At 35.7% G+C, this 26,738-nt stretch carries 30 protein-coding genes and 1 tRNA gene; 17 read left to right on the forward strand and 14 right to left on the reverse strand.

Annotated features, from left to right (window positions below):
- The first annotated feature begins 2 nt into the window (after positions 1–2).
- Genes F1847_RS03365 through F1847_RS03375 form a run of 3 tightly spaced genes read left to right on the forward strand, consistent with a single transcriptional unit; the run spans position 3 to position 3,066 of the window.
- Entirely contained in the window at positions 3–1,643 is a 1,641-nt protein-coding gene (locus F1847_RS03365; protein ID WP_150071689.1) for a peptide-binding protein, read from the forward strand.
- Between the two features lie 16 nt (positions 1,644–1,659).
- Positions 1,660–2,673: an NAD(P)H-dependent glycerol-3-phosphate dehydrogenase gene (locus F1847_RS03370; RefSeq protein ID WP_150071690.1), complete on the forward strand. Its 1,014-nt coding sequence runs from the start codon at positions 1,660–1,662 to the stop codon at positions 2,671–2,673.
- A 51-nt stretch (positions 2,674–2,724) separates the two neighbouring features.
- A complete protein-coding gene (locus F1847_RS03375; RefSeq protein WP_150071691.1) occupies positions 2,725–3,066 on the forward strand; it encodes a DsrE family protein in 342 nt (113 codons plus the stop codon).
- On the opposite strand, the gene F1847_RS03380 is transcribed toward F1847_RS03375, so the two are convergent.
- Genes F1847_RS03380 through rpmH form a run of 10 tightly spaced genes read right to left on the reverse strand, consistent with a single transcriptional unit; the run spans position 3,063 to position 10,979 of the window.
- On the reverse strand, positions 3,063–3,941 hold the full coding sequence (locus F1847_RS03380; RefSeq protein WP_150071692.1) for a ParB/RepB/Spo0J family partition protein: 879 nt from the start codon (positions 3,939–3,941) through the stop codon (positions 3,063–3,065). The two genes, F1847_RS03375 and F1847_RS03380, sit on opposite strands and share 4 nt — an antisense overlap.
- 4 nt (positions 3,942–3,945) lie before the next feature.
- A complete protein-coding gene (gene gatA, locus F1847_RS03385; RefSeq protein ID WP_150071693.1) occupies positions 3,946–5,415 on the reverse strand; it encodes an Asp-tRNA(Asn)/Glu-tRNA(Gln) amidotransferase subunit GatA in 1,470 nt (489 codons plus the stop codon).
- Between the two features lie 18 nt (positions 5,416–5,433).
- Positions 5,434–5,730, reverse strand: a complete 297-nt coding sequence (gatC, locus tag F1847_RS03390; RefSeq protein ID WP_150071694.1) for an Asp-tRNA(Asn)/Glu-tRNA(Gln) amidotransferase subunit GatC — start codon at positions 5,728–5,730, stop codon at positions 5,434–5,436.
- A complete protein-coding gene (locus F1847_RS03395; protein WP_150071695.1) occupies positions 5,715–6,488 on the reverse strand; it encodes a hydroxymethylpyrimidine/phosphomethylpyrimidine kinase in 774 nt (257 codons plus the stop codon). The genes gatC and F1847_RS03395 overlap by 16 nt, the downstream gene beginning before the upstream one ends.
- Positions 6,489–6,502: 14 nt before the next feature.
- Complete coding sequence (gene mnmE / locus F1847_RS03400; protein WP_150071696.1) at positions 6,503–7,903, reverse strand: tRNA uridine-5-carboxymethylaminomethyl(34) synthesis GTPase MnmE; 1,401 nt, start codon at positions 7,901–7,903, stop codon at positions 6,503–6,505.
- A gap of 37 nt (positions 7,904–7,940) precedes the next feature.
- A complete protein-coding gene (locus tag F1847_RS03405) occupies positions 7,941–8,588 on the reverse strand; it encodes a Jag N-terminal domain-containing protein (protein ID WP_150071697.1) in 648 nt (215 codons plus the stop codon).
- 16 nt (positions 8,589–8,604) lie between these two features.
- Complete coding sequence (gene yidC, locus F1847_RS03410; RefSeq protein WP_150071699.1) at positions 8,605–10,224, reverse strand: membrane protein insertase YidC; 1,620 nt, start codon at positions 10,222–10,224, stop codon at positions 8,605–8,607.
- Positions 10,225–10,228: 4 nt separating this feature from the next.
- A complete protein-coding gene (gene yidD / locus F1847_RS03415; RefSeq protein ID WP_150071700.1) occupies positions 10,229–10,471 on the reverse strand; it encodes a membrane protein insertion efficiency factor YidD in 243 nt (80 codons plus the stop codon).
- 1 nt (position 10,472) lies between these two features.
- Positions 10,473–10,820 carry a ribonuclease P protein component gene (gene rnpA, locus F1847_RS03420; protein ID WP_150071701.1) on the reverse strand — a complete coding sequence of 116 codons (348 nt, stop codon included), beginning with the start codon at positions 10,818–10,820 and terminating at the stop codon, positions 10,473–10,475.
- A 24-nt stretch (positions 10,821–10,844) separates the two neighbouring features.
- A complete protein-coding gene (gene rpmH / locus F1847_RS03425) occupies positions 10,845–10,979 on the reverse strand; it encodes a 50S ribosomal protein L34 (RefSeq protein WP_150071702.1) in 135 nt (44 codons plus the stop codon).
- Between the two features lie 98 nt (positions 10,980–11,077).
- Between rpmH and trpC the strand changes: the two genes are divergently transcribed.
- Genes trpC through F1847_RS03460 form a run of 7 tightly spaced genes read left to right on the forward strand, consistent with a single transcriptional unit; the run spans position 11,078 to position 15,514 of the window.
- Positions 11,078–11,878, forward strand: a complete 801-nt coding sequence (gene trpC / locus F1847_RS03430; RefSeq protein ID WP_240702844.1) for an indole-3-glycerol phosphate synthase TrpC — start codon at positions 11,078–11,080, stop codon at positions 11,876–11,878.
- Positions 11,862–12,245 carry a phosphoribosyl-AMP cyclohydrolase gene (gene hisI, locus F1847_RS03435; RefSeq protein ID WP_150071703.1) on the forward strand — a complete coding sequence of 128 codons (384 nt, stop codon included), beginning with the start codon at positions 11,862–11,864 and terminating at the stop codon, positions 12,243–12,245. The genes trpC and hisI overlap by 17 nt, the downstream gene beginning before the upstream one ends.
- Complete coding sequence (gene hisG / locus F1847_RS03440; RefSeq protein ID WP_150071704.1) at positions 12,229–13,104, forward strand: ATP phosphoribosyltransferase; 876 nt, start codon at positions 12,229–12,231, stop codon at positions 13,102–13,104. The genes hisI and hisG overlap by 17 nt, the downstream gene beginning before the upstream one ends.
- Positions 13,105–13,116: 12 nt before the next feature.
- Complete coding sequence (locus F1847_RS03445; RefSeq protein ID WP_150071706.1) at positions 13,117–13,425, forward strand: hypothetical protein; 309 nt, start codon at positions 13,117–13,119, stop codon at positions 13,423–13,425.
- A 9-nt stretch (positions 13,426–13,434) separates the two neighbouring features.
- Complete coding sequence (locus tag F1847_RS03450; protein WP_150071707.1) at positions 13,435–14,307, forward strand: HDOD domain-containing protein; 873 nt, start codon at positions 13,435–13,437, stop codon at positions 14,305–14,307.
- Entirely contained in the window at positions 14,307–15,242 is a 936-nt protein-coding gene (locus tag F1847_RS03455; RefSeq protein ID WP_150071708.1) for a GGDEF domain-containing protein, read from the forward strand. The genes F1847_RS03450 and F1847_RS03455 overlap by 1 nt, the downstream gene beginning before the upstream one ends.
- A 23-nt stretch (positions 15,243–15,265) precedes the next feature.
- Positions 15,266–15,514 carry an aminoacyltransferase gene (locus F1847_RS03460; RefSeq protein ID WP_150071709.1) on the forward strand — a complete coding sequence of 83 codons (249 nt, stop codon included), beginning with the start codon at positions 15,266–15,268 and terminating at the stop codon, positions 15,512–15,514.
- On the opposite strand, the gene F1847_RS03465 is transcribed toward F1847_RS03460, so the two are convergent.
- The 4 genes from F1847_RS03465 to F1847_RS03480 are packed head-to-tail and all read right to left on the reverse strand — an operon-like array spanning position 15,511 to position 17,899.
- Positions 15,511–15,768: a hypothetical protein gene (locus F1847_RS03465; RefSeq protein WP_150071710.1), complete on the reverse strand. Its 258-nt coding sequence runs from the start codon at positions 15,766–15,768 to the stop codon at positions 15,511–15,513. The genes F1847_RS03460 and F1847_RS03465 overlap by 4 nt on opposite strands.
- On the reverse strand, positions 15,750–16,139 hold the full coding sequence (fliS, locus tag F1847_RS03470; RefSeq protein ID WP_150071711.1) for a flagellar export chaperone FliS: 390 nt from the start codon (positions 16,137–16,139) through the stop codon (positions 15,750–15,752). The genes F1847_RS03465 and fliS overlap by 19 nt, the downstream gene beginning before the upstream one ends.
- 23 nt (positions 16,140–16,162) lie before the next feature.
- Positions 16,163–17,458, reverse strand: coding sequence for a flagellar filament capping protein FliD (gene fliD, locus F1847_RS03475; RefSeq protein ID WP_150071712.1), 1,296 nt, complete (start codon positions 17,456–17,458; stop codon positions 16,163–16,165).
- A gap of 3 nt (positions 17,459–17,461) precedes the next feature.
- Entirely contained in the window at positions 17,462–17,899 is a 438-nt protein-coding gene (locus F1847_RS03480; RefSeq protein ID WP_150071713.1) for a flagellar protein FlaG, read from the reverse strand.
- A gap of 191 nt (positions 17,900–18,090) precedes the next feature.
- On the opposite strand from F1847_RS03480, the gene F1847_RS03485 reads away from it, so the two are divergent.
- The 7 genes from F1847_RS03485 to F1847_RS03515 all read left to right on the forward strand — a co-directional run bounded on the left by F1847_RS03485 (position 18,091) and on the right by F1847_RS03515 (position 26,526).
- Positions 18,091–18,164, forward strand: a tRNA-Arg gene (locus F1847_RS03485).
- A gap of 289 nt (positions 18,165–18,453) precedes the next feature.
- Positions 18,454–19,626, forward strand: a complete 1,173-nt coding sequence (locus F1847_RS03490) for an Mrp/NBP35 family ATP-binding protein (protein ID WP_150071714.1) — start codon at positions 18,454–18,456, stop codon at positions 19,624–19,626.
- Positions 19,627–19,675: 49 nt separating this feature from the next.
- Positions 19,676–20,074, forward strand: coding sequence for a hypothetical protein (locus F1847_RS03495; RefSeq protein WP_150071715.1), 399 nt, complete (start codon positions 19,676–19,678; stop codon positions 20,072–20,074).
- Complete coding sequence (locus F1847_RS03500; RefSeq protein WP_150071716.1) at positions 20,064–21,605, forward strand: sigma-54-dependent Fis family transcriptional regulator; 1,542 nt, start codon at positions 20,064–20,066, stop codon at positions 21,603–21,605. Before F1847_RS03495 ends, F1847_RS03500 begins: the two co-directional genes overlap by 11 nt.
- A 154-nt stretch (positions 21,606–21,759) precedes the next feature.
- The gene (locus F1847_RS03505) at positions 21,760–23,340 is read left to right on the forward strand and encodes an FMN-binding glutamate synthase family protein (RefSeq protein ID WP_150071717.1); all 1,581 of its coding nucleotides are present in this window, start codon (positions 21,760–21,762) and stop codon (positions 23,338–23,340) included.
- Between the two features lie 155 nt (positions 23,341–23,495).
- Positions 23,496–24,830, forward strand: coding sequence for a glutamine synthetase family protein (locus F1847_RS03510; protein WP_150071718.1), 1,335 nt, complete (start codon positions 23,496–23,498; stop codon positions 24,828–24,830).
- A gap of 13 nt (positions 24,831–24,843) precedes the next feature.
- A complete protein-coding gene (locus tag F1847_RS03515) occupies positions 24,844–26,526 on the forward strand; it encodes an NAD+ synthase (RefSeq protein ID WP_150071719.1) in 1,683 nt (560 codons plus the stop codon).
- Positions 26,527–26,738 lie beyond the last annotated feature (212 nt).

The following is a 26,738-nucleotide window of genomic DNA, read 5'->3' on the forward strand; positions in this document are numbered from 1 at the left end:
GTATGTCTCTTAAATTAAGGTTTTTTCTTGTAGTTCTGTTCTTAGGTCTGATAGTAGTAGCAGGTAAAGAGGTATTAACCTATGAAGGTTCTTCTAATAAGCATCTTTCTAAGGATTATGGAGATGCTTTGGTTATAGGAGCCATATCCGATGCAAGCGTGATGGTTCCGATGATAGCTACAGATGTTATGAGTCACACGATAGGAGGGCACTTATTTTTAGGGGTGGTCAAGTATGGACCTGACCTTAATCTTGTAGGAGAACTCGCTGAAAGATTTGAAATATCCGAAGACCAAAGAACGATAACTTTTTATTTAAGAAAAGGGGTAAAATGGAGTGATGGGGTTGAAGTAACCTCAGAAGACATAGCTTTTGGCTATAGGTTGATTACCGACCCGAAAATTCCTACTCCTTATGCCAGCGATTTTCAGGAAGTAGAAAAGTTTGAGGTGCTTGACCCTTACACTTTTAGGGTTACCTATAAAAAACCTTTTGCTTTAGCCCTTTCTTCTTGGGGTAACCTGGTGGTCCTCCCTAAACACTTGCTTGAAGGCAAAGACCTTGATTATTTAAGAAATGTCTTTGGTAGAAAACCTGTAGGTAATGGGCCTTTTATGTTGGTTCATTGGAAACCTCAACAGGAAATCCTTCTAAAGGCTAACCCGCTTTATTACAAAGGTAGACCCTATTTAAACTATCTTATCTATCGCATCATTCCTGACCCTACCACCCTTTTTATGGAGCTTCGTTCTGGAGGCATAGATTGGGTACCTCTAACCCCACTTCAATACTTAAAGCTCCAAAAAGAAAAAGAAGTAGAAAAATTTTTTCAGGTATATAAATATCCGGCTTTTTCTTTTACTTACATAGGGTATAATTTAGCCCATCCTTTTTTTAAGGATCAAAGGGTAAGAAAGGCCCTATGTTTGGCTATAGACAAACATAAGATAGTTAAAGGTGCACTCTTAGGGCAAGGGATCCCTGCTTACGGTCCCTATAAACCAGATGCTTGGTTTTACAATCCAGAAATAGAAAAAAGTTGTCCTTACGATCCACAAAAAGCCTTAGCTCTTCTTTTTGAGGCAGGGTTTAAGAAAAACGAAAAAGGGCTTTTAGAAAAGGACGGAAAGATTTTTGAGTTTACTTTGTTAGTAAATCAGGGGAATCTTCCGAGGCTACTAGCTGCCCAGATCGTACAACAAGAACTTTTTAAAATAGGAATAAAGGTAAACATCAGGACTTTAGAATGGACTACCCTTATTCATCAGTTTATAGATAAAAGAAGGTTTGAAGCCGTGATTTTAGGATGGTCTACCGGACCTGATCCAGACCTTTATGACATCTTTCATTCCTCTAAAAAGAACTCCCCTGGACTAAATTTTGTGGGTTATGTTAATCCTGAGCTTGATAAACTTTTAGAAGAAGGAAGATATACTTTAGATAAAAAAAGACGAAAAAAGATCTATGCAAAGATACAAGAAATTTTAGCAGAAGACCAACCTTATACCTTTCTTTATATTCCGATGAGTTTAGAGGCTATAAGTGTTAGGATTCAAGAAGTTAAAACTTCGGCCATAGGCATAGGCTATAATTTAGAAGAATGGTGGGTCCCTAAAGAAAAACAAAAATATTTAATACCATGATAAGAGGCGTAGCCATATGAAAAAGATTACCATCATCGGAGGAGGAAGCTGGGGAACAGCCTTAGGTAAAGTGTTAGCCTCAAAAGAAATAGAAGTTTCTCTTTTAGTAAGAAGAGAGGTAGTTTGTGATAGTATTAACAAGGAAAAAGAAAATCCTTTTTACCTCCCAGGGATTAAACTTCCGAAAAAACTGAAGGCTACCTTAGACCTAGAGGAGGCTTTTGGTAATTCTGAAGCGGTTTTTTGGGTAATTCCTTCTCATACTTTGAGACAGATGTTAGAAGGATTAAAACCTTTAGCTGAAAGAGTAAAATATCATGTTTCTGCTATCAAAGGGATAGATCTTGAAACTCAAAAAACACCTTACCATATTCTAAGAGAAGGTCTACCTGATGGTTGCGAAGTGATGGTGTTAGGTGGACCTTCTTTTGCCAAAGAAGTAGCTAAAGAGCTTCCTACAGCCGTGGTTTTAGCTGGAGAAAAAGAAGACGAGACAAAAAAGATACAGGAGTTGATAGCCCAGCCTTATTTTAGGGTTTATAGAAGCGAAGATCCTATAGGAGTAGAGATAGCAGGAGCCCTGAAAAACGTGATAGCCATAGCCTCTGGGATTTGTGACGGACTTCAATTAGGATTAAACGCCAGAGCTTCTTTAATAACCCGAGGACTTATAGAAATGATACGGTTAGGCACTAAACTAGGAGGAAAACTTCACACTTTTTATGGTCTCGCAGGTCTTGGAGACTTAGTTTTAACTTGCACCGGAGCCCTTTCTCGTAACTATCAGGTAGGTTATAGAATAGGAAAAGGGGAAAAACTGGAGGATATCCTTAAAAGTCTAAGAGAAGTAGCAGAAGGGGTAAAAACTTCTAAGGTAGTAAAGAATTTAGCCTATAAATTAAAAGTAGAAATGCCCATCTGCGAAGAGGTCTATCAAGTTTTGTTTGAAAAAGAGAGCCCTCAAAAGTGTTTAAAAAGGCTTCTTTCAAGAGGGCTTAAAAAAGAGTTTGAGGGTTGTTTAGTATTGTAGTTTTTAAATTTTTGTGATATATTTTAAAAAAACTTGGTAGGGGAGGGAAATATGGGATTAAGGCTTTTACTGCATGTTCCCCAGTCTGACAGGTTTATGCCAGCCCTTAAGATGGCCAAAAACTTTCTTAACGCCTGTACTTCTGAAGAAAAACCTTTAGTTAAAATCATCGTAAACTTTGAAGGAATAACCGTTTTAAAAGATTTTAGTCCATATAGTGAACTTTTTAACGAGCTTCTCGGTTTGGGTGGAGAGGTTTATTTTTGTGAAAACGCCTTAAAAGGATTTAATCTTTCTTTAGATATGGTGCCTAAAGGGGGCAAGACTGTTCCTGCAGGCATCAAAGCCCTTGTTGAGTTACAAAAAGAAGGTTATGCCTATGTAAGGGCTTAATAATTTCCAAAGGCTTTTTTAAGCCCTTCTATAAAATCTTCGACCCTTTCTATTTCGTCAAACTCAAAGATAAAATAAGTTTTCTTTTTTTGCACCTTTACATTAACTTTTGTTCCTATCAACTTGCTTATTTCTTCAGAAAGATATAAAAGGTTAGGGTCAGGTTGCTTAACCTTTTCCGGTTTTTTTTCTGCTAAGAGTTTATTTACCAGTCTTTCGGTTTCTCTTACCGAGAGCCCTTTTTGTAAAATGAGGTTTCTTACAGTTAATTGTTGTTCTTTGGAACTTAAAGAAAGAAGGGCTTTGGCATGACCTACCGTGAGTCTTTCTTCCAAAAGGTCCTGCTGAATTTCTTGAGGGAGGTTAAGTAGCCTTAATAGATTAGCTATAGTAGCACGGTCTTTCCCTACCTTAGCCGCGATTTCTTCTTGAGTATAACCAAATTTTTCCGCAAGGTTTTTGTAAGCTATGGCTTCTTCTAAAGGATTTAGGTTTTTTCTTTGAAGGTTTTCTATCAAGGCAACTATCAAAACCTCTTCGTCAGAAAGGTTTTTAACGATAGCAGGAACCTCAGTGAGTCCTGCTTTTTTAGAGGCTCTAAGCCTGCGTTCACCTGCTATACATTCAAAAAGTCCCTCTCCTTTTTCACGCACCAAAATAGGTTGTAAAACCCCTTTTTCTTTAATAGATTTTACTAACTCTTCGAACTCTTCGTCTTCCTTATAGACCAATCTTGGTTGCAGTTGAGAAAAAAGGATTTGGTCTATCGGAATAAATCTTATCCCTCCGTAAGAAGGTTTTTCTTGTAAAGAGATTTCTTGGTCTATGTCAGGGATTAATTCAGAAAGTCCTTTGCCAAGTGCTTTTCTTTTCATCTTGCTAACCCTTTATCAGAGGGGGAATAAATTTTTGGTCTATCAGTTTTTCGATTTGATAGGCAAGACTAAAAAGCAAGTCTTCTCTAAAATGGGGTCCTATTATCTGAAGTCCTATGGGAAGTCCTTCAGAGTTAAGACCTATTGGAAGACTGATACCAGGAAGACCTGCTAAATTAACCGGAATAGTAAAGATGTCAGAAAGATACATCTGTAATGGGTCAGTAATCTTTTCTCCTATCTTAAAAGGTGGGGTAGGGGTAACAGGGGTGATTAGTAAGTCAACTTCTTTAAAAGCTTCTAAAAAGTCTCTCAGAATAAGGGTCCTTACCTTAGAGGCTTTGAGATAAAAGGCATCATAGTATCCGGCAGAAAGGGCATAGGTTCCTATCATAATCCTTCTTTTTACTTCTTTTCCAAAACCTTTAGCCCTGGTCTTTTTATACATATCTATCAGATTAGAACTTTCTATTCTTAACCCATATTTAACTCCATCATAACGAGCTAAGTTAGAAGAAGCCTCAGCAGGGGCGATGATATAATAAGTAGCCACTGCATATTCTGTATGAGGCAGAGAGACTTCTTTTATTTCGTGGGTTTTTTTTAGGGCTTCTACTACTTCCTCTATTTTTTGTTTTATCTCAGGGTCCATCTCGGTTTGCATATATTCCTTAGGAAGGCCTATCTTGAATTTAGTTTTTTCGTTTTGATGTATAATCTGTAAATAGTCTGGGATAGGAACTTCAGCAGAGGTTGAATCCTTTTCATCTTTGCCTGCGATAGTCTTTAAAAGAATGGCAGTATCTTCTACTGTAAGTCCAAAGGGACCTATTTGATCTAAAGAAGAAGCAAAGGCTACCAAACCATAACGGGAAACAAGCCCATAAGTAGGTTTTAGACCAACCACTCCGCAAAAGGCTGCAGGTTGTCTAATAGAACCTCCGGTATCAGAACCTAAAGACCCAAGCCCCATCCTTACCGCCACCGCCGCAGCAGAACCACCTGAAGAACCTCCAGGAACCCTTTCTAAATCCCAAGGGTTTCGGGTCGTAAAAAAAGCTGAATTTTCGGTAGAAGAACCCATAGCAAACTCATCTAAGTTAGTTTTACCTATAAACACCGCCCCTTCAGTCCTTAATTTTTCAATAACCGTAGCCTCATAAGGGGCAATGTAGTTTTCTAAAATTTTAGAGGCACAAGTAGTAGGATATCCTTTGATGCAGATATTATCCTTTATAGAAAGAGGTATCCCTAAAAGGCTTCCTTTTTCTCCCTTTTTTCTTTTTTCATCTGATTCTTTTGCTTGTAAAAGGGCCTCTTCCTTAAAAAGATGCAAAAAAGCCTTAATTTTAGGGTCAATCCCCTCAATCTGTTTAAATGTCTCTTCTACTAATTCAGTCGCGCTTATTTTTCCTTTTTCCATTAATTCTAAAGCTTCTTTTATCGTAAGGTTGGTTAAATCAGTCTTTGCCATCTTTCACCTCTCTTGTTTTTATGAAGGAGCTTTTACTACCTTAGACACTACTATCATGTTGTCTTTGGTCTTAGGAGCGTTAGCTAATAAACCTTCTATGTTTTCAAAAGGTTTAACCTTGTCTTCTCTATAAGGGGTAGGAAGTTTGATGGCATGAAAAGTAGGAGGAACGTCTTTGGTATCTAAAGTTTGTAAGGTTTTGAAATAGTCTAATATTTTAGAAAGTTCTTCCGAAAACTTTTTAGCCTCCTCTTCCTCAAACTCAAGCCGACATAAATGGGCGATTTTTAACACCTCTTCTAAAGAAATAGGCATAGCTTACCTCCTAAAGGATTGACCGTTCCTTTTTTGAGATATAAGTATAACCAATTTTTGGCTTTTTTAAAGGCAAAAAAAGGAGAAGCCCCTTTAACTAAAAATCCCAAAAGACTTGAAGAAAAGGCACATCCTGTGCCATGGAACTCAAAGGCTAACTTTTTTTTACCTAAGAAAGCCTTTTTTTCTGCAGAAAAAAAACAGTCATAAATCTTATCCTTTTTCTGGTATCCTGTAATAATCACCTGTTTACACCCATATCCTAAAAGGGTTTTTCCTGCTTTTTCTAAATCTTTGAGATTTTTTAGTTCTGTTTGAGTAAGAAGTGAGGCTTCGTAAAGATTAGGGGTGATAAAGTCTAAAAGAGGAAGTAAATTTTTTTTTACTAAAGGTAAAAATTCCTCAGAAGAAAAAAGAGGATGGTTCAACGTAGCTTTAAGTACAGGGTCATAGACTATGGCTAAACCTTCAGAGTGATATTTTTTAAGATAAAAAAGTAATACTTCTAATATCTCACAAGAGCCAATCATTCCTATCTTAATTCCCTTTACAGGCAGGTCAGAAAATACAAGTTTTAAAGCTCTCTCAAAGTAATTAACGTCTACAGGGGTCCAACCTTCAAAAACCGAGGTGTTTTGTAGGGTAAGGGTAGTAGGAATTCCACCTCCTTTTAAACCTAACAAAGAAAAAACCTTGATATCCATGAGGATACCTGCTCCACCTGAAGGGTCAAAACCTGCTAAAGACAGGACGAACATTTAAACTTCTCCGATTATTTACCTATACAAAAGGTACAAAAGATTTTGGTTAAGAGGTCTTCGGTGGTAATTTCTCCTATTATTTCAGAAAGGGCAGAAATAGCTTCTCTTAGCTCTATAGCAATGATTTCAGGAAGGGGGTTAGGTTTTTTAAGCTCTTTTAAGGCGTTTCCTAAACATTTTATCGCTTTTTCTAAGTCTACTTTTTGCCTTAAGTTAGGTACTACCTCAGGTATTTCTGGTTCTTTACCTCCTGTGATCTTTTCAAAAATTTTTTTCCCAAGAAGGTCCAAGTTGGTACCATCTTTTACAGAAATGGCTAAATAATCGTTTATTTTCCAGTTAGCAAGCTCTTTTTCCCAATCTTTTAAATAGTTAGGTTTCAAATCTATTTTATTGAGCAAAATTAAATGAGGGTATGGTTTCACTTCTTCAAAAATTTCTCTTTCTTCTTCAGAAGGAGGGGAGCTTACATCTAACAAAAACAGAATAAGGTCTGCCTCTTTAAACTTGTTTTTAGCCCTTTCTACTCCTATTTTTTCTACCGGGTCTTCTGTAGGTCTTATTCCTGCAGTATCAATAAGCTTAACCGGAAGCCCTTCGATAGTAGCCTCTTCTTCTAAGAAGTCTCTGGTAGTTCCAGGAATAGGGGTTACTATAGCCCTTTCTTCTTTCAACAAGACATTCATCAAAGAAGATTTGCCTACGTTAGGTTTTCCTGCTATCACTAAACTGATCCCTTCTTTGTAGACCTTACCTTCTTGATAATTTTTAATAAGTTTTTCTAATTCTGGTATAATTTGGGAGCTTATTTTTTCAATAAGTAAAGGCGGAGAAAGAATTTCGAGGTCCTCTTCTGGGAAGTCTATGGCGCTTTCTACCTGGGCCAATAGATCTAAAAGGTTCTCTTTTATCTGGTTTATTTTTTCAGAAAGCTTACCTAAAAGGACATTTAAAGAAAGCTGTAAAGCCTTTTCGGATTTAGCTGAGATTAATTCTTGGATTGCCTCAGCTTGAGAAAGGTCGATCCTTCCGTTTAAATAAGCCCTTAAAGTAAACTCCCCTGGTTGAGCAGGTCTTGCTCCAGCTTTTAATACCAATTCCAATATTTTTTTTAAAATAAAAGAACCGCTGTGGGCATAAATCTCTACTACATCTTCTTTAGTATATGTTTTAGGTTTTTGCATATAAACAGCCATAACTTCATCTATTACCTTTTCTGTTTCTGGGTCTACGATAAAACCATAATGAAGGCGGTGCGATTGAAAGGAAGCTTTAGGGTTTTTAGGTCTAAAGATTCGCTTCAAGATAGATAAAGAGGCCTCACCGCTTATCTTGATGACACCTATAGCCCCCCTTCCTAAAGGGGTAGCGATGGCTGCTATGGTGTCTTCAGGATAAAGTTTAGGCTCCATAAAACATCAGGGGGGAAGCCCCCCTTTTTTAAACCTACTAAGAGTTAGTCCAATTTAGAATAATCTTTTTTTGCTTGCCTTCGCCCTCGATCACTGACTCTATATTTTCTTCAGTTTTTACTAAATTAAGAACAATTCTTTGCTCCCGCGGAGAGCCTACTTTAATTATCTGAGGCTCTTTGGAGGCTTTTACCTTTTCAATAGCTTTTTTTACCGCTGAGATAAGTCTTTTTTCTCTTTCTAAGTTGATACCCTCAGGTTTTAACACAATTTTAGGTCCAACTCCTAAGGATTTAGCTACGATTTTATTGGTAAGAAATTCTAAAGCAGAAAGCACTTCGCCTCCGTTTTGCACAAGATACTTCAGGTCTTCACCTTTCAAAACGATTTCTATTTGAAGTTTGTCTTTTAGAAGGTTTGTTTGGGTTTCTATCTGAAAATCAGTATAGTAAAAAAGGTCTTTTAAGAAGGTTAAAGCCTTGTTAGCCCTTTCAGAAAGCATTTTGTTGGGTTTAAGTTTGGCTTTAACCTTAATTTTTTTACTAGGCATTCCTAACAAACCAGACGAAGTGGTGACCTCTAATATTTCTAACTCCAAATCTTCGGGCATACAGCCCAATTCTTGACAAGCAGCCTCCAAAAGTTGGTCTAAACTTTTTCCTTCAAACTCTTTCTCTAAAACCATAGTCCCACCTCTCAGATTATTTTTTGACTAACCTTAGAGTAAAATATTGTTGTACGATCGACAAGACGTTGTTTACAAACCAATATAAAACAAGTCCTGAAGGAAAGTTAATAAAAAGCACAGTAAAAAAGATAGGCATAAAAAGCATAAGTTTGGCTTGCATAGGGTCAGGAGAAGAAGGGGTTAGTTTTTGCTGGATATACATCGAAAGCCCCATCAAAATCGTAAGCACAGGAATACCACCTAAGTAAGGTATGACAAAATTTCCTATATAAAGTCTTTCTGGAGCACTAAGGTCTGTTATCCAGAGTATAAAAGGTGCATGTCTTAGCTCTATCGCCATCAACAACACTTTGTAAAAAGCGATAAACACAGGTATCTGAATAAGTATAGGGAGGCATCCAGAAAAGGGATTGATTTTTTGTGTTCTGTAAATATTCATAATCTCTCTGTTTAAGGCTTGTGGGTCATCTTTATATTTGTCTCTTAACCTTTGAATAACAGGCTGAAGCTCTTGCATCTTTTTCATGCTTTTATAGCTTATGTGGTTTAAGGGAAAGAAAAGCACCCTTAACAGCAAGGTCATAAGGATGATGTCCCATCCAAAGTTATGTGTAAACTGATGAGTAAATTTTAATACATAAAGCAAAGGTTTAGCGATAAAGTCGAAAATTCCGAAGTATAAAGCCTTGGTAAGTAGAGGGAATTCTTTTTGCATCTCTTCTATTTTTTTAGGTCCCATGTAAACTTTAAACTGATAGGTAGCATTTTCTCCTGGTTTAAGATTTTCTACCGGAACCCATAAGATAAACTCTTGAACTGTGTCGGTCAAATTTCTAAAAGTAGCCCTTAATGAACTATTGTTTAAGCCTTCAGGAATGACAGCTACCATAAAATAGTTATCTTCATAACCTAAATATTTTAAGTTTCCTACATATTCTTCTACTTTAGAATTTTTAACCTTAACTTCGTTTAAATGGTTGGTGTAATAAAAAGGACCGATAAACACATATTTTGTTCCATCTACAAAAGGTGCAAAAGCCCCTCTTAAAAGGAGTTTGTCGTTAAGTGTTTGATTGCTTTGGTTGGTTATCTTTACTTTAAGGTCTATATAGTAAGATTGGGGTTTAAACCTGAGGGATTTTTCTAAGTTTATCCCTTGGTGATTGGTAAAAAAAGATAATTCCTTTTCTCCATCCTTTTCTAAAACCACTTTAGAGGGAGCCTCACCATTATAGCCTAATACTGCAAATTCTGGTTTAGTTTCTAAATAAACCTCGAGGGGTAGAGAATAACTATTTGCGGTAATAAGGTTTACAGGTTCCTTTTTGGTTAGGTCTTTAAAATATTCTTTTAGGAAAAATTCAGTAAATCTTATCCCAGAAGAAGTAAGGGTTGCGTTGTATTTGGGAGAAAGGATGGTATAGGTAGGCAAGTTTTGGGTTTCAAAAACCTTAGGTTGTGGCGTAGTTGTGTTTTGGGTTAAAGGTTCAGACCGAGGTTCGGTCTGATTAGTCGTTGAATTTATGACAGGAGGTTCTATGTTAGGAGTAGGGACAAACTTAAGATAAAGATAATGAAAGAAAATTATTACTAAAAAAGAAAGTCCTAAAGCAATCAAAATTCTATTATCCATTAAATTAAGGCCTCCTCAGAAGATTTTTAGGCACAGGGTCATAGCCACCCTTAGAAAAAGGATGACATCTAAGAATCCTTTTAACCCCTAAAAGGAATCCTTTTAATAAACCAAATTCTATTATGGCTTCTTTGGTATAATCACTACAAGAAGGATAAAACCTACAGTTTATATTAAAGTATACAGATAGTATAGGAGATAGGAACCTTTTATAAAGGTCTATCAAAAAACAGGCTAAACTCTTCATGTTAGTTCTTAAGCTCAGTAAGTTTTTCTAAAAACTTAGCCTTAACTTCAGCCAAACTCAACTCCGCCATCTTAGGATGGGGTATAATTATAAAATCACATCCTTCAGGAAAAAATTCTTTATTTTTTCTAAAAATTTCTCTAATCAAGCGTTTAACTCGGTTTCTTTTGGTAGCTTTTTTAATTTTTTTAGAAACTACTATCCCAATCCTTTTTATTCCTAATTCGTTTGATAAATAAAGCATCAACAATATAGAATTAACCCATACTTTTTTACCTTCTTTAAAAACCCTTTGAAAATCTTTATTACGGTTTAACCGTTCTTTTTTAGAAAATTTTTCTCTTTTCAAACCCGTTTAGGGAGCGTTTAAGGCTTAAACCGTTAAACGCCAACGTCCTTTTCTTCTTCTGTTTTTAAGTATCCTTCTTCCAGAACGGCTTTTCATTCTGGCTCTAAATCCATGTCTTCTTTTCATTTTTAAACGGCTTGGTTGGTAAGTCCTCTTCATACTCTTACCTCCGTCCTTCTAAAATTTATGATATTAACATCTTTTAAAAATTTTTCTACAGGATAAAATAAAAGAAAAAATTTCCTTATAAAAATAATATGGAAAACCGTAAAATCAACCCAGTTTTGGAAAGTATTCTTTTAGAAAAATACTATGAGGTTTTAAAACGCAAAGAAAAGGGACTTTATTTTAGGCCTTTTAGTGATAGAACGCCGATTGATTTCGAAAAATATTTAGAAAGAGAAGGTTTTGTTATCATCGCTGAGATAAAGAAGGCAAGCCCTTTAAAGGATAATTTTAGAAAGGATTTTGACCCCTTAAAAATTGTCCAAGCCTATCTTAAAGGAGGAGCTAAAGCTATCTCTGTGATTACAGAAGAAATTTTTTTTCGAGGCTCCTTAGAATATCTTGCAGCTATAAGGCTGGTTGCTGACCTTCCTCTTTTAAGAAAAGATTTTATCTTAGACCCTATACAAATAGAAGAAGCTAAAGCTTTTGGAGCAGACCTTGTTCTTCTTATTAGTAATATTTTAGCCAAGGAAGACCTTAGAGAACTTATTAAACAGGCAAAGAAGTTAGGTCTTTCTTCTTTGGTTGAGGTGCACGACGAAGAAGATTTAGAAAAAGCCCTTTCTGCAGGAGCAACCCTTATCGGTATTAACAACCGAAACTTAAAGACCTTACAGGTTGATACGACTCAAAGCTTAACCCTTTTTGACCTTATTCCGAAGAGATGTCAAGTAATAGCCGAAAGCGGTTATCAAAAGCCTGAAGACTTGATACCTTTACTTAAAAAGGGATTTAAAGGGGTTTTGATAGGAACTTCTTTGGTTAAAGCCAAAGACCCGGAAAAAAAACTAAAAGCTTTTAGGGAGGTAGTAGATGGATTTTCGACCTAAATTTGAAAAGATGGGAGGCCTTGTGCCGGCGGTTATCCAGGATTATCAAACCTCTAAGGTTTTGATGGTAGGGTTTTTAAACGAAGAGGCTTGGTTGAAAACCTTAGAAACAGGACTGGTACACTTTTATAGCCGAACAAGAAATAAGATTTGGTTAAAAGGGGAGACTTCAAAGCATTATTTAGTTGTAAAGGAGATTTTGATTGATTGCGACGAAGATACTTTACTTTTTAAGGTAGAACCTAAGGGTCCTGTATGCCATGAAGGATATATGAGCTGTTTTTATAAGAGGCTTGAAGAAAAAGGTTTAGAGATAATAGAAGAAAAATTATTTAATGCGGAGGAAGTTTATGGAAAAAAAGCTTAAGTTTGGTATTCCTAAAGGCAGTTTAGAAAAGGCAACCATCGAGCTTTTTGAAAAGGCTGGATGGACGATAGACGTTCATCACAGAAATTATTTCCCAGAGGTAGATGATTGCGAGTTAGAAATGGTTATTTGTAGACCACAAGAAATGAGCAGGTATGTTGAGCTTGGTATTCTTGATGCCGGTATTACAGGAAAAGATTGGATTTTAGAAAACAACTCTAAGGTAGTAGTCGTAGAGGATCTTATTTATTCTAAGGTAAGTAAAAGACCTGCCAGATGGGTTTTGGCAGTAAAAGAAGGTTCTGGTATAGAAAAGCTTGAGGACTTAGCCGGTAAAAAGATAAGCACAGAGCTTGTGCAGTTTACTAAAAGGTTTTTTGAAGAAAAGGGTATACCGGTTGAAGTAAGTTATTCTTGGGGGGCTACAGAGGCAAAAGTAGTCCAAGGTCTTTGTGATGCTATCGTTGAAGTGACTGAAACAGGCACTACCATTAAAGCCCATGGTTTAAAAATTATATATGAACTTTTGGTCACCTATCCTCAGTTGATAGCTAATGAAAATGCTTGGGAAGACCCATGGAAGAGGAAAAAAATAAACCAAATTTCTGTTTTACTTAAAGGGGCCCTTAATTCCCATAAAAAGGTAGGGCTTAAAATGAATGTGCCTGCCAGCAATCTTGAAAAGGTTATAGAGGTTTTACCAAGCATAACATCTCCTACCATCTCGCAGTTGTATAATAGAGATTGGTATGCTTTAGAGGTAATCGTTTCAGAAAAAGAGGTCAGAGACCTTGTACCTAAACTTTTAGAATTAGGGGCTGAAGGAATTATAGAGTATAGTTTAAACAAAGTTATCTAAAGGGGTTAGAGAATGCAAAGGTTACCTTTATCTTATGTAATACCTGGCATGAAGACCTATGAAGAGGTAATAGATGCAAACGGAAGAACCCTCTGCGGTAAAGGGGTAGAGCTTACTGAGGAACACCTAAAAAGGTTTCAAGAGTTTGGGGTCCAGTTTATTACAGTAGAAGGGCTTAAAGTAAAGCTTCCTTGGGAGAAAACTTTAGAAGAAGAACTTGAAGGGTTAGAAAAAAGGTTTGAAGGGATTTCAGATCCTGTACTTCTTAAGATTAAAGAGGCATTAAAGGAGTTTTTGATGGAAAAATATAAAGAGGCTTAGGAGACTTTTATGGATCCCTATGAGAAGAGAAAAGAAGTAAGGAAAAAGCTACGTAAACTTGAGGGTTTACCTACATTGCCCCCTATAGTTCAAAGGCTAAACGCTATGGTAGAAGACGAAAGGGTTTCTATAGGACAGATAGCAGACCTAATCGAGAAAGACCAGGTGATTACTTCTAAAATTTTAAGACTGGCTAATTCCGCCTTTTATGGTTTTCCTAGAAGAGTGAGCACCGTTCAAAATGCCCTTATGTTACTTGGTATAAACGTAGTAAAAATTTTGATTACCACCTCTTCTATTTTTGAAATCCTACATAAAGAAGACGTAGGGCTTTGGGAACATTCTGTAGGGGTAGCTGCTTGTGCGAAAATTCTTTCAGAAAAAGTGGAGCTAAAGGAACCACAGGAGATAGCTACCGCCGGTCTTTTGCATGACCTTGGTAGGGTAATCGAAAAGGTGGCTTTTCCTGAGGAATACCAAAAAATAATTGAGTTGGTAGAAAAAGAAAAGAAGGACCCTCTTAAGGCAGAGGAAGAGGTTTTAGGGATAAACCATGCAGAGATCGGTGCTTTTCTAATGAGACAGTGGAACCTGCCTGATAGGCTGATAGAAGCTGTGGAAGCCCACCATGACCTTTCGAAAGCCAAAGAGTTTAAAAAAGAGGCTGCGGTGATACATCTTTCTGATGTACTTATCCATGCAAGAGGTTATGGAGAAAGCCTTTATAAAAAAGTCCCCCCTCTTGATGAAAGGTCCTTTAAGATACTTAAGCTTGACCTATCTTTTATCAAAGAAGTATTTTTTAAACTTGAGCCTAAGCTTTACGAACTTAAGTTCTTTACTGAAGAGCTTAAAAAAGAAACCGAAGGAACCGAGGCTTAATGCCTAAGACCATCTATCTATTTTTAAAAAGGGATAATTTTTTTAAATTTAAAAAATTGAAAGAACAGTTTGTTGCCGAGCAAAAAGATAGATATGTTTTTAAATTTTTTAATTCTTCTAAAGTTTTGTTAGAAAAATTTTTGTTTAATCCCCCTGACATGGTCCTTATCGACCATGAGAAAGACCCTTCAACCTTTGAGCAAATATTGGCTCTTAAAAAGGATTTCAACCTAACCACCATTCCTATCGTGTTGGTGGTTAACAATCTGGATTTTGAATTTTTGATGAAGAAAGCTGAAGTTGTGGATGATTTTGTGCTTATCTACGAAGACTTAAAAGAGGTTATCCTAAGGATAGAGTACGCCTTTAAAAGAATAGAAAGGATTTCAGACAACAATCCACTTACCGGACTTCCTGGTAATACCTCTATCTCAAAATTTTTAGAAAAAATTATTAAAGAAAAACAAAAAGTTGTTATAGGTTATGTAGATTTAGACAATTTTAAGGCTTATAATGATGTTTACGGTTTTTCCAGAGGGGATGAGGTTATAAAAAACTTAGCCAGGATTTTAGCCTCCACCTTAAACGAAAAGGCACGCGAGGGTTCTTTTTTAGGACATATAGGTGGAGATGATTTTGTGTTTGTCGTCCCCATCGATAAGGCAGAGGAGGTAGCCAAGGAAATCATAAGGAAGTTTGAGTCAACCCTTTCTATTTTTTTAAAAGAGAAAGACCTGAAAAAAGGATTTTTAATAACTAAAGACAGGCAAGGTCATTTAAGTGAAATCCCTTTACCATCGGTTTCTATAGCCTTGATACCTGTTTATCCTAATAAATTTAGACATATAGGAGAACTTTCTCAGCGAGCGGCTGAAGTAAAAGCCATAGTAAAAAAGATGAAAGGAAGTAATTACTTTATAGACAGAAGAAAATAAAAATTTAAAAGGAGAATGAAATTATGGGGATAGTATATGACGAGGTCTGGTTTACCACTTCTCGAGAAATAAAGGTCTGTGAAGAAAACATCAAAAACCTAACCCAAAAATTAGAAGCTTTGGAAAAAGAATTTAACTTAAAAGCTCACGAATTAGACGAAAAAGACGTAGAAAACAACCCTAAGCTTAAAAAATTATGGCAAACCTATAAAGCCTTAGAAAGGGAAAAACAACGCTTAACAGAATTTAAAGCTTTTATGGAAAAAGGTTAAAATTTGGTATAGGCCTTTTTAAGGTTAAGAAATTTTTGGGTTTCGATTAATTCCGCTTGTTTTTCTTTAAGAAGTTTTTCTAAAAAGTTTACTAAATTTAAGATTGCTTGCAAATTTTCTTGGTTTATACTATTTTTATAGTCTTCCCAATTAAGGTTTATTTCTTCGTAAAGCTTTAAAGCCCTGTCTAAATCTTGGTTTTTTATCGCAAGCTCTATTTCGATTAATCTTTCTTTTAGGTTTGGTCTTGACACTTAAGCTCTTCCCAAGTTTTTTTAAGTTTTTCTAAAACCTCTATACTGTCTGCAATTTTTTGCACGTCATTTCGAGAATTGGCTACAAGTAATTCGTTTAAAAGGGTTTGATAGACCTCATTTAAATTTTTAGCAATCTCCCCTCCTTTTTCAAAGTTAAGCGACCCTTGAAGATAAGCTATGATTTCTGTAGCTTTACTTAAGTTCTCTGCCTTCTTTTTTACGTCTTCAGGGGTGTTTAACCCTGCTTCTATGGTGTTTTTAGATATTTTAAGACAGGCTATAGCCTTACCATAAAGCATAATCACTAAGTCGAGAGGGTCTGCATTTTTCACTTGATTTTCAAGATAGTTATAAACAGTTTTAACCATAAATCCTCCTTATTTTAAAAGGATTATTTAGATTCGGATATTGGGGTAGCAAAACTCTGTATCCTATATTTTAACTGGTCGTTTTGGTACATAAGGGCTTCTATCTTGCTAAAGGTTAATCTTAGCCTGTTTTCTTCTTTTGCGATACTCTCTTGTAAAGAGGAAATTTTTTTATCTATAAGTTCTATTTGAAGGTTTTGTCTACTTTGGTAGGCGTTAAAAGTAGAGTTGAGATTGGTTAAAGTCTTTGAGAAGTTGTTTTTAAATTCGTAAATTGCTTGTTTTACTTGGTCAGGGTTGCTTGATAGCAAGCTGTTTAAGGTAGAAGTGTTTAACGAGAAGGTTCCGTCATCTGCTGCGTTGATTATTCCTAATTTGATAAGTGGTTGTAGGTTGCTTAAAAATTGAGTTTTAACTTGGGTAAACATTACATTGCCTTGAAATAGTTGATTTTTATCGGTGTTAGACTTTATTAAATTAATCACAGAATTAAGGTTTTCTAAAACTTTTGACAAATTGGAAGAAACTGCTGAATAATCATCTTTTATGTTTATCGAAGTACTACCTGTTTTTTTTATGTTTAAAGTTAACCCAGGGAGGAGGTTAGTTAAAGTGTTGTCAGGGCTTTCTATCGTGTTTGTTCCTAATTGAATTTTGGTATTTTTGGCTTCTTGCATCGTAACAAGATCTCCTAAAGTAGAAGGAAGGTTTTCAATTTGTATAACCGCATCCGTATCTTGAGTTTCTTTGGTTGAAGAATTTGCGTTTTTTTCAGCGAGCATAAGTTTATAAGAAGTTCCATCGAAAAAAATAGAGGCTGTAACCTTATCTTGAGCTTGGTTTATAGCATCAACTAAGTTTTGAAGGTTGCCTCCGCTAAAGTTGATGTTAAAAGAGAGATAATCGGTATTAGAAGTGTAATATTTTAAGGTAAAGTTGGTGGCCTCTATAGAGCTTGACAAGCTGTTTACCCCTTGGGTAGATACTCTGGTTTCTGTCTGGGCAAGCTGAGATACGGTTATGTTTAGCGAAACATTAGGGGTTTCTTTGGTAGCCGAAGCAGAAAGGATTGAACTATCTCCTACCGTAGCAGTTTTACCTTTAAAAAGGTCCTCAACATTTAAACTGTCTATCGATGCTTGAGCGCTTTTTATAGCTCCAAGTAGGTTTTCTATAGCCGTGTTTTTAAGTTGAAGAGAGGCTTTGTCTTGTTGTAGTTTTGCAAATTTTTTTAACTTGGGTTGCAAGATACCCTGAACCATAGAATCTATATCAAGCATTCCGGTTACATTGTTTAAATATAAAGGTGTTTCAGCCATAGTTTATACCTCTTTTTGGAGTAACAACCCTTTTAACTTTTCTAAATTTATATTATCAGAAAAATTCATTTCTCGGAAGTACTTTAAAAGCTTTAAACTTTCTTCCCAAGGTATTTGACGTAAAACCTCTTTAGTTTCTTTGTCTAATATTTTAAAGATAGGAATATTTAAGTCTTGGTCTATTTCTATTTTAAGTTCTTTATTAAGTGGGTCTAAACGTTTGTTTAGGAGATCAACCAATTTATTAAAATTTTTTAAGGTCTCTTTTAGTTCCTTAGGGTCTATGGTTGAGGGTTCTTGAAAAAGATCTTCCTTAGATAAGGAAAAGGTTTTATCAGAAGCTCTATTTAATGAAGACGTTTGATCCCTAGGTTTTATACTAACTTCTTGTCCAGATAAGAAAAGGTCAAAGGACTGGCTATCTATTTTTTTTATGTTCATAGGTACACCCCTTTATTTTCTCAAATAATATTATCGGATAAATTAAAAAAAACTTAAGGCCTAATTTTAAAAATTTTTTCAAAAATTTTTAGGTCCTAAAAAATTAATATAGCCTTAGAAATTTTAGAGGTTGTATCTTGAAAAAATCTGTTTAGAGGCTATTATATTTAAAAATCTAGTTTAATTTTTTTGCCCCCGTAGCTCAGGAGGATAGAGCACGAGATTCCTAATCTCGGTGTCGCAGGTTCGAATCCTGCCGGGGGCGTGTTTATCAAAAAAATTATTATTTAAAAACAAGTTAGAATCTATTTGGTTGTCTTTCTTTTCGATTCGAATCGTTAAGGTATTATGTGATCGGCTACTTTTATTTCAGCTAACTTGAACCTTTAATAACTTGATTTGATGTGAAATTTTATTTCTGTTAAGCTTTACAAATTAATAAGGTTTTTAAACCACTTTCATTTTTTAAGTTTGACAAAAAACAAGTTGAGATTAAAATAAAACCCCAAGATAAATATATTTTTTATAAATTTTTACAAAAAAGGAGGATTTTTATGGTTGGTAAGGAAAAAGGCTTTTTGATGGACCAGCAAGATAAAAAGGTAAGAGAACAACTTAACAAGATAAAACATAAAATCATGGTAATGTCTGGTAAGGGTGGGGTAGGTAAAAGTACGGTATCTGTTAACCTGGCTGTAGGTTTATCTTTGCAAGATTTTATGGTAGGTCTTTTAGACGTAGACCTTCATGGACCAAGTATTCCTAAGATGTTAGGAGCAAGAGACCTTAGGATTTCTCGTAAACCAGACGGAAGGATGGGAGCCATAAAATATTCCCCCAACTTAAACTTTCTTTCTATAGAACCACTTTTACCTTCTGAAGATACAGCCATCATTTGGAGAGGGCCTATAAAGCATTCTGCCATTAAACAGTTTATAGGAGATATAGACTGGGGAGAGCTTGATTATTTAATAATAGACGCCCCTCCTGGTACAGGAGACGAGCCTTTAACCGTAGCTAAAACTATACCTGATGCTTACGCTTTAATCGTTACCACCCCTCAAGAAGTTTCTTTGATAGACGTAAAAAAGTCTATTAGGTTTTGTCAAAAGATAAAGATGAGGATTTTAGGAATTGTAGAAAACATGAGTGGTTTTATCTGCCCTCATTGCGGCAAACCGATAGACCTTTTTAAAAGAGGAGGAGGACAAAAATTAGCTGACGAGTTTGGGTTAAGGTTCTTAGGAAGGATTCCTGTTGACCCAAGGGTAGTTGATACAGGGGATACTGGAAGGCCGGTGATTGCTGCTTATCCAGAAAGTATTACAGCTAAAGCCTTCGAAGAATTGGTTAGAAATATTGTTGCTGCTACCGAAGAGATGAAGGCAGATGTTTTGGAAGAAAGGTTTATGAGGGTCGCGGTACCGGTTACTACTCCTCCTAACAAGATAGAGCCATCTTTAGAGAATTTTGACATGTTTTTGGTGTATGACATAGAAAATAACAAAATTTTGGTAAAAGATTTGATAAAAAAACCTCAAAATCAAGACCTTTTTTCTTTCTTGGCAGAACAGGTAGCTACCCATATTTTACTTTATAACCCTCCTAAAGAGCTTGCTGATAGTTTAGTCCAACAAAGAATAAAGGTTTTGGTGGCTGAAACACCAGAAGAGAATCCTGATAATTTGATAGAAGAATATCTTGCCCAAAAAGCTTTAAACTATTAAACTAAAGGTGGAAGTTTTTTATTTTACCTATACAGGGTTTTCTAAGGTTGTGGCTGAAGAGATAGCTTTCTCCTTAGGAATAAAACCTAAGGAGATAAGAACCTATAGGTTTCCTTATTTTTTATGGCTTTTTCTCTCTTTTATACCTAATTTGGCTGTTAAAAGTTGGTTTGATCCACCCCAAGGTAAAAGGTTGATCGTTTGTTTTCCTAAATGGACTTTTAATTGTCCCCCTATAACCTATTTTTTAAAAAAAATAAGATGTAAACACCTAATCTTGGTGATCTCTTATAAAGGATGGGGGAAAGAACACTACGAAAAGATATATAAGTCTTTAGGCTTAAAAAGATCTGAGCAAGTAGACCTGTTTTTTATCAAAAAAAAGACCTGGCAAAAGAATTTATCAGAAATCATAGAGGTTTTAAGGAGAAAGTTGGATGCCTCATAAAGAGGTTGTAGAACAGCTTGAAAGAAAAAATAAAGAACTTTTAGCCTTGCTTGAGATTAGTAAAATATTAAGTTCCTCTTTTAACTTGCAACACAATCTTTACCAAAGTCTTAAAGTTTTATCAGATATTTTAGACATGAAAAGAGCAACTATTACCCTTTATGACAGCGAAACCAATACTTTACATATTTCCGTAGCTTATGGACTTACACCAGAACAGATAAAAAGGGGTATTTATAAAAAAGGAGAGGGTATAGTAGGTAAGGTTTTTGATACCGGAGAACCTATAGTAGTACCTAATATCGGGAAAGAACCGATGTTTTTAAACAAAACCGGAGCAAGATTGACTAAAGAAAACATTTCTTTTTTATGTTTACCTCTTAAGATAGAAGGAGAGGTTTTAGGAGTTCTATCAGTAGATAGGATATTTAGTGAGGATATAGACCTTAAGGAAGATATAAGATTTTTAAACATCGTATCTACTCTTTTTTCCCAGTACTTAAAGCTTTATCAGATGTTTAAAAAAGAAAAGGAAGAAAAAGAAAGTTTATCTTTAGAACTTAAGGGAAAATATCAGTTTAGAAATCTTATAGGTGTCTCTGATAAGATGCAGCAGGTGTTTAAGCTTGCACTCAAAGCAGCTAAGTGTAAAGCTAACATTTTGATTATAGGAGAAAGTGGGACAGGAAAAGAACTTATAGCTAAGGCCATTCATTTTGAAAGCGATCGGGCTAATGGACCTTTTGTAGCTATTAACTGTGCTGCCATTCCTGAAACCCTTCTTGAGGCAGAACTTTTTGGCTATAAAAAAGGGGCTTTTACCGGGGCGCTTATTTCAAAGCCAGGTAAATTTGAATTGGCCAATGGAGGAACCATATTTTTAGACGAGATAGGAGATTTGCCTTTGTCTTTACAGGCTAAACTTCTAAGGGTTATTCAAGAAAAAACTTTTGAAAGGATAGGAGATACTAAGCCGATAAAGGTAGAAGTAAGGATTATAGCTGCAACCAACAGAGATTTAGAAGCTATGATAAGAGAAGGTACCTTTAGAGATGACTTGTATTTCAGGTTAAACGTTATACCTATTTATATACCCCCGCTAAGAGAAAGAAAAGAAGATATTCCTCTTTTAGTAGAGCATTTTCTAAAAAAATTTAATCAAGAATATAACAAAAATGTACAGGTTTCTGCTGAAGTAATGGAAAAGTTGGTAGCTTATCATTGGCCTGGGAACGTAAGAGAACTTGAGAACACCTTAGAGAGGTTAGTAGTATTGGCGGAAAAGGAGTTTATTTCCTTAGAGGATCTTCCTTTTTATATAAGACAAGCTTCTTTAGAATTTAAGATTAAAAGAGAAAAAGATTTTCAAGAAAAACTTTTGCCCAATCAGATAGAACTCATAGAGAAAAAGGCTATAGAAGAGGCACTCAAAGCTTGTAAATATAATCAAACTAAAGCAGCTAAACTTCTTGGACTTACCAAAAGACAGATAAGCTATCGTATCAAAAAATATGGCATACTCACAGAATAAAAATTTCTTTTTTGAGCTAAAACAACATTTTTGTACTTTTGTTACATTATTGTTAGTTTTATACCAGCTTTATTTTATGTTTTTTGGTAAATTTATTTAGGCATGAATTTTGCATAAAACATGCACAAAAATTAAAATATAAGGAGGGGTAATTATGAGCGTTTATCCAGGTCAACCCAACGCTAGTTCAGCAACAGGTACCCGTAACAGGGTTTCTGACCCAGCACCTTATTCTGGTATTTGTTCTGTCTGTTTAGACGGATGCCCAGGTTTTTGTGAGGTTGGTAAATCCTCTTTTAGAGGAAGAGAAATTCTTTATCCTCAACCTTTTGGAAAGGTCACTGCTGGTGCTACCAAGAAATATCCAGTAGATTACTCTCATCTTAACATTCAAGGAACCTGTGTAGGAGCAGTAGGTGTTGAACCAGACCCAGACAAGGCTACTTTTCCTGCGGTTAACACCGAAAGAGAAATAGGAAGGAATTACAAAATTAAGCTTAGAATTCCTATTTTTACCGGTGCGTTAGGTTCTACCGATGTTGCCAAAAACAATTGGGATGAGTTAGCCATTGGCGCTGCTATCTCTGGTATAATGGTAGTTATTGGAGAAAATGTAGTAGGTATGGACCCTGACGCCAAGTTTAAAAATGGGAAAGTAACCAAATCTCCAGAGCTTGAAAGAAGGGTTAAAGCCTTTAAAAACTGGTATGAAGGTTATGGAGAGGTTATTTTACAACAAAACGTAGAGGACTCAAGGCTTGCCTCTGCCGAATATGCAATAGAAAAATTAGGGGTTAATTGCATCGAACTTAAGTGGGGGCAGGGAGCTAAAGACATCGGAGGAGAGGTTAAGTTAAGAACTTTAGAAAGGGCTTTAGAGCTTAAAAAGAGAGGTTATATCGTTGTACCTGACCCAGAAAATCCTGTTATTCAGGAAGCCTTTAAAAAAGGAGAAATTAAAGAATTTGAAAGGCATTCAAGGCTTGGAATGGTAGATTATGATGATTTTATGAAAACTGTAGAACATTATAGAAAGGTTGGTGCTAAGTTTGTTTCTTTAAAAACCGGTGCTTATAGGATTACTGACCTTGCTAGGGCTTTAAGGTTTGCCTCTGATGCTGGTATTGACCTTGTTACTATAGACGGAGCTGGTGGTGGAACTGGTATGAGCCCTTGGAGAATGATGAACGAATGGGGTATTCCTACCATCTACTTACAGTCTATAGCCTATAATTTTGCTAAGGAACTTGCTGCCAGAGGAAAATACGTGCCTGATTTAGCTATAGCAGGTGGGTTTTCTCTTGAAGACCACATCTTTAAAGCTTTAGCCCTCGGTGCTCCTTTCTTTAAAGCAGTTTGTATGGGAAGGGCTTTGATGATACCTGCTTTTGTAGGTAAAAACATAGCTAACTGGTATAAAGAAGGGAAACTTCCTCCTGAAATCAAAAAATATGGCGACTCTCTCGAACAGATTTTTATCAACACAGAAATACTTAAAAAGAAATATGGAAAAGATTTTGAAAGGATACCTTGGGGTGCTGTAGCTATGTATACTTTTGTGGAAAGGCTTACCATCGGTTTAAAACAACTTATGGCCGGAGCCAGAAAGTTCTCTATTGAATATCTTGACAGAAACGACTTAGTAGCCCTTACTAAAGAAGCTGCTGAGGTTACAGGTATTCCTTATGTGATGGAAGCTGATATGGAAAAGGCTTATGAGATTTTGTTAGGATAGTTTGAAACTCATTAAACATTAAGGGAGTTTAGATCTTAAGTATGGGGGTTAGACGGTCAATTTCGTCTAACCCCTTTTTTAATTGGAAGGTTTACTTTTTTTTATTTTGAGTTTTAATAAAACATAAAGAACGGACAATTAGGAGGCATTAAGAGATGGTAACAGAGAAACCTAGGGATAAAAAAGATGTGCAAGAACTTATCAAAAAGTATAATGTTAAGTTCGTTAGCTTATGGTTTACCGACATTTTAGGGCAGTTGAAAAGTTTTACGGTTGCGGTTGAGGAGTTAGAAGCTGCCTTTGAAGAAGGAATGGGTTTTGATGGGTCTTCTATTCATGGTTTTGCAAGGATTGATGAGTCAGACATGATAGCTATCCCAGACCCTACTACCTTTGCCCTTTTACCCTGGACTTTTCCTGAAAGAAATACCGCCAGGATGTTTTGTGATATCTATGAGCCAGGTGGTAATCCTTATAAAGGTGATCCAAGGTACATTCTTAAGATGAACCTTGAAAAAGCCGCAAAGCTTGGTTATACCTTTTATATCGGTCCAGAGCTTGAATTTTTCTATTTTAAAACAGATAAATATCCAGAACCTTTAGATGAGGCAGGATATTTTGACTATTCCTTAGATGCCGCTGAAAATATCAGAAGAGATACTATCCTTACTTTAGAAAAAATGGGAATAAAGGTTGAGTATTCCCACCATGAAGTGGCACCATCTCAGCATGAAATCGATTTGAGATATGCTGAAGCTTTAACGATGGCAGATATTGTTATGACCTATAGAGTAGTGGTAAAAGAGATAGCTAAGAGATATGGAGTTTATGCTACCTTTATGCCTAAGCCTCTTTTTGGAAAATGTGGAAGTGGTATGCATACCCATCAATCCCTTTTTGTTGGAGATAAGAACGCCTTTTTTGATGCAAGTGATCCTTTTTATCTTTCCAAGCTGGCAAAACATTATACTGCAGGCCTTTTAAAGCATATCAAAGAGATAACCTTGGTGCTTAACCAATGGGTAAACTCTTATAAAAGGCTTGTCCCTGGGTATGAAGCTCCGGTTTACATCTGCTGGGCAAGAAGAAACCGTTCTGCCCTTATCAGAATACCTTTATACAAGCCTGGAAAAGAAAAGGCTACCAGGATTGAGCTTAGGTCTCCTGACCCTGCTTGTAATCCTTATTTGGCTTTTGCTTGTATGCTTAATGCAGGTCTAAAAGGTATTACCGAAAGCTATGAGCTACCTCAACCGGTAGAAGTTGACGTTTATCACTTAGACCCTGAAGAAAGGGCTTCCTTGGGTATAGATAACCTTCCCGGTAGTTTGATAGAAGCTATAGAATATGCCGAAAAAAGTGAATTACTAAAAGAAACCTTAGGAGAACATACTTTTTATAACCTTATAGAAAGCAAAAAAAGAGAATGGGATGAATATAGGATACAAGTTTTCCCTTACGAGTTAGAAAGGTATTTACCTATTCTTTAAAAGGGAATAATTGATGTGCACACTAAACATAGGGTTGGTCCAAATAAACCCGGTTTTAGGAGATTTTGAACAAAATTTAAATAAAGTTTTAGAAGTTTGGACTCAAGTTGACGGACATTCCCATATAGTAATTTTACCAGAACTTGCCCTTTGTGGCTTTTTCCCTGCAGATTTGTTTTTTGAGACTGATTTTCTTTTAAACTTAAATAAAACAATAAAAAAATTGATAGAAGCCTCAGAAAATTTTAATTCAACCCTTATCATAGGAACCCCTTATTTTGACCGAGGACTTTTTAACAGCGCTTTAGTAATTAAGAAAGGGGCAGTTTTAGCAGGCTACTATAAACGCTGCTTAAACGAAACCCTTAATGAAAGAAAGTATTTTTATCAGGGTTTTAAACCTTTAATCATAAATTTTAAGAAGTTTAAGATAGGAATTAGCATAGGCTGGGATTGCTGGAAAGATAATGGCTGGTTTCATTTTTATGAAGATATGGATATAGACCTATTGATAAACTTAGGGGCTTTCCCTTATTATGTAGGGTCTTTTCAAGAAAGACAAAAGGTTTTTAAAGCCTTAGCTCAGAGGTTTAACTCCTATATAGTTTGTTCAAATCTTGTAGGTGGGCAGGAATGTTGGGTTTTCGACGGAAGGAGTTTTGTGATAGACCCTTATGAGGAAACTGCAGTCCTTCTTTCAGGATTTAAAGAAGATTTTTGCATTTTTTCAATAGATTATGAATCAATTCTTAGAAAAAAACTATCTAACACACAAGCTAAGAAAGAAATAGAACCTTGCAAGTTTTGTGTCTTTGATGAAATTTTTTTAGAGGACAAAAGAACGCCTTTGAGGTTTGATGGTAAAAAAGAACCAAGCCTTGCCGAAGAAGAGAAAGTTTATAAAGCTTTAGTTTTAAGCTTAAGAGATTATGTAGAAAAAAATAAATTTAAAAAAGTGGTGTTAGGTCTTTCTGGAGGAATGGATTCTTCCTTAGTGGCTTGCATAGCGGTTGACGCTTTAGGTAAAGAAAGAGTAATAGGGGTTTTTATGCCTTCTCCTTTTACTTCTAAAGAAAGCAAGGAAGATGCTGAGGCCCTTGCCCAAAATTTAGGGATAGAGTTTTTAGAATATCCTATCGGAGAGGTTTTTGAGACTTTTAGGAAAACCTTAGGCTATTCTGACTTTGATGTAGCTGACGAAAACCTTCAGGCCAGAATTAGGGCTAACATTCTCTTTTATCTTTCTAACAAAAAAGGGTATCTGGTTCTTTGCACTTCAAACAAGAGCGAAGCATCGGTAGGATATGGGACCATTTATGGGGATATGGCAGGTGGTTTTGCACCGATAATAGATGTTTATAAAACGATGGTATATAGGTTGGCTAAATATAGAAACCATCTTAAACCTGATATTCCAGAAAGGGTTTTTCTAAAAGTCCCTTCTGCTGAACTACGTCCCGGACAGACAGACTATGAGGTTTTACCTCCTTATGAAATCCTTGACCAAATTTTATATCTTTATCTTGAAAAAAAGTATTCTTGTCAGGCTATTATAGAAAAAGGGTTTGAAAAGTCAGTGGTAGAAAAGGTATTAGCCATGGTTAAAAGGGCTGAGTTTAAAAGAAAACAAGCACCTTTTGGCCCTAAGGTTACTAAAATTTCTTTGGTAGCAGATAGAAATTATCCGGTAGTTTAATCATTTTTATTTTATAGTTAATTAAATTCTAAAGATCTTTTTACTTCAAAGTTTATATAGATAAAGATCTGATTCGGAGTGAATAAGAGTACTTTATCAACTTTTCTCAGGTTTATAGAACAACTAATCAGAATTTGTTAGTGAAATTTTTAATTAAAATACGCTTGATTAATTGAAAGTTTTTTGTTAAATTTATTTCACTTTTTGGTTGG

This window comes from Thermodesulfobacterium sp. TA1, assembly GCF_008630935.1.
Taxonomy (GTDB): Bacteria; Desulfobacterota; Thermodesulfobacteria; order Thermodesulfobacteriales; family Thermodesulfobacteriaceae; genus Thermodesulfobacterium.

Excerpts from the sequence above, each read along its gene's own strand:
- F1847_RS03365 (WP_150071689.1), top strand. The coding sequence starts at position 3 with ATGTCTCTTAAATTAAGGTTTTTTCTTGTAGTTCTGTTCTTAGGTCTG.
- F1847_RS03370 (WP_150071690.1), top strand. The coding sequence starts at position 1,660 with ATGAAAAAGATTACCATCATCGGAGGAGGAAGCTGGGGAACAGCCTTA.
- F1847_RS03375 (WP_150071691.1), top strand. The coding sequence starts at position 2,725 with ATGGGATTAAGGCTTTTACTGCATGTTCCCCAGTCTGACAGGTTTATG.
- F1847_RS03380 (WP_150071692.1), bottom strand. The coding sequence starts at position 3,941 with ATGAAAAGAAAAGCACTTGGCAAAGGACTTTCTGAATTAATCCCTGAC.
- gatA (WP_150071693.1), bottom strand. The coding sequence starts at position 5,415 with ATGGCAAAGACTGATTTAACCAACCTTACGATAAAAGAAGCTTTAGAA.
- gatC (WP_150071694.1), bottom strand. The coding sequence starts at position 5,730 with ATGCCTATTTCTTTAGAAGAGGTGTTAAAAATCGCCCATTTATGTCGG.
- F1847_RS03395 (WP_150071695.1), bottom strand. The coding sequence starts at position 6,488 with ATGTTCGTCCTGTCTTTAGCAGGTTTTGACCCTTCAGGTGGAGCAGGT.
- mnmE (WP_150071696.1), bottom strand. The coding sequence starts at position 7,903 with ATGGAGCCTAAACTTTATCCTGAAGACACCATAGCAGCCATCGCTACC.
- F1847_RS03405 (WP_150071697.1), bottom strand. The coding sequence starts at position 8,588 with ATGGTTTTAGAGAAAGAGTTTGAAGGAAAAAGTTTAGACCAACTTTTG.
- yidC (WP_150071699.1), bottom strand. The coding sequence starts at position 10,224 with ATGGATAATAGAATTTTGATTGCTTTAGGACTTTCTTTTTTAGTAATA.
- yidD (WP_150071700.1), bottom strand. The coding sequence starts at position 10,471 with ATGAAGAGTTTAGCCTGTTTTTTGATAGACCTTTATAAAAGGTTCCTA.
- rpmH (WP_150071702.1), bottom strand. The coding sequence starts at position 10,979 with ATGAAGAGGACTTACCAACCAAGCCGTTTAAAAATGAAAAGAAGACAT.
- trpC (WP_240702844.1), top strand. The coding sequence starts at position 11,078 with ATGGAAAACCGTAAAATCAACCCAGTTTTGGAAAGTATTCTTTTAGAA.
- hisI (WP_150071703.1), top strand. The coding sequence starts at position 11,862 with ATGGATTTTCGACCTAAATTTGAAAAGATGGGAGGCCTTGTGCCGGCG.
- hisG (WP_150071704.1), top strand. The coding sequence starts at position 12,229 with ATGGAAAAAAAGCTTAAGTTTGGTATTCCTAAAGGCAGTTTAGAAAAG.
- F1847_RS03445 (WP_150071706.1), top strand. The coding sequence starts at position 13,117 with ATGCAAAGGTTACCTTTATCTTATGTAATACCTGGCATGAAGACCTAT.
- F1847_RS03450 (WP_150071707.1), top strand. The coding sequence starts at position 13,435 with ATGGATCCCTATGAGAAGAGAAAAGAAGTAAGGAAAAAGCTACGTAAA.
- F1847_RS03455 (WP_150071708.1), top strand. The coding sequence starts at position 14,307 with ATGCCTAAGACCATCTATCTATTTTTAAAAAGGGATAATTTTTTTAAA.
- F1847_RS03460 (WP_150071709.1), top strand. The coding sequence starts at position 15,266 with ATGGGGATAGTATATGACGAGGTCTGGTTTACCACTTCTCGAGAAATA.
- fliS (WP_150071711.1), bottom strand. The coding sequence starts at position 16,139 with ATGGTTAAAACTGTTTATAACTATCTTGAAAATCAAGTGAAAAATGCA.
- fliD (WP_150071712.1), bottom strand. The coding sequence starts at position 17,458 with ATGGCTGAAACACCTTTATATTTAAACAATGTAACCGGAATGCTTGAT.
- F1847_RS03480 (WP_150071713.1), bottom strand. The coding sequence starts at position 17,899 with ATGAACATAAAAAAAATAGATAGCCAGTCCTTTGACCTTTTCTTATCT.
- F1847_RS03490 (WP_150071714.1), top strand. The coding sequence starts at position 18,454 with ATGGTTGGTAAGGAAAAAGGCTTTTTGATGGACCAGCAAGATAAAAAG.
- F1847_RS03500 (WP_150071716.1), top strand. The coding sequence starts at position 20,064 with ATGCCTCATAAAGAGGTTGTAGAACAGCTTGAAAGAAAAAATAAAGAA.
- F1847_RS03505 (WP_150071717.1), top strand. The coding sequence starts at position 21,760 with ATGAGCGTTTATCCAGGTCAACCCAACGCTAGTTCAGCAACAGGTACC.
- F1847_RS03510 (WP_150071718.1), top strand. The coding sequence starts at position 23,496 with ATGGTAACAGAGAAACCTAGGGATAAAAAAGATGTGCAAGAACTTATC.
- F1847_RS03515 (WP_150071719.1), top strand. The coding sequence starts at position 24,844 with ATGTGCACACTAAACATAGGGTTGGTCCAAATAAACCCGGTTTTAGGA.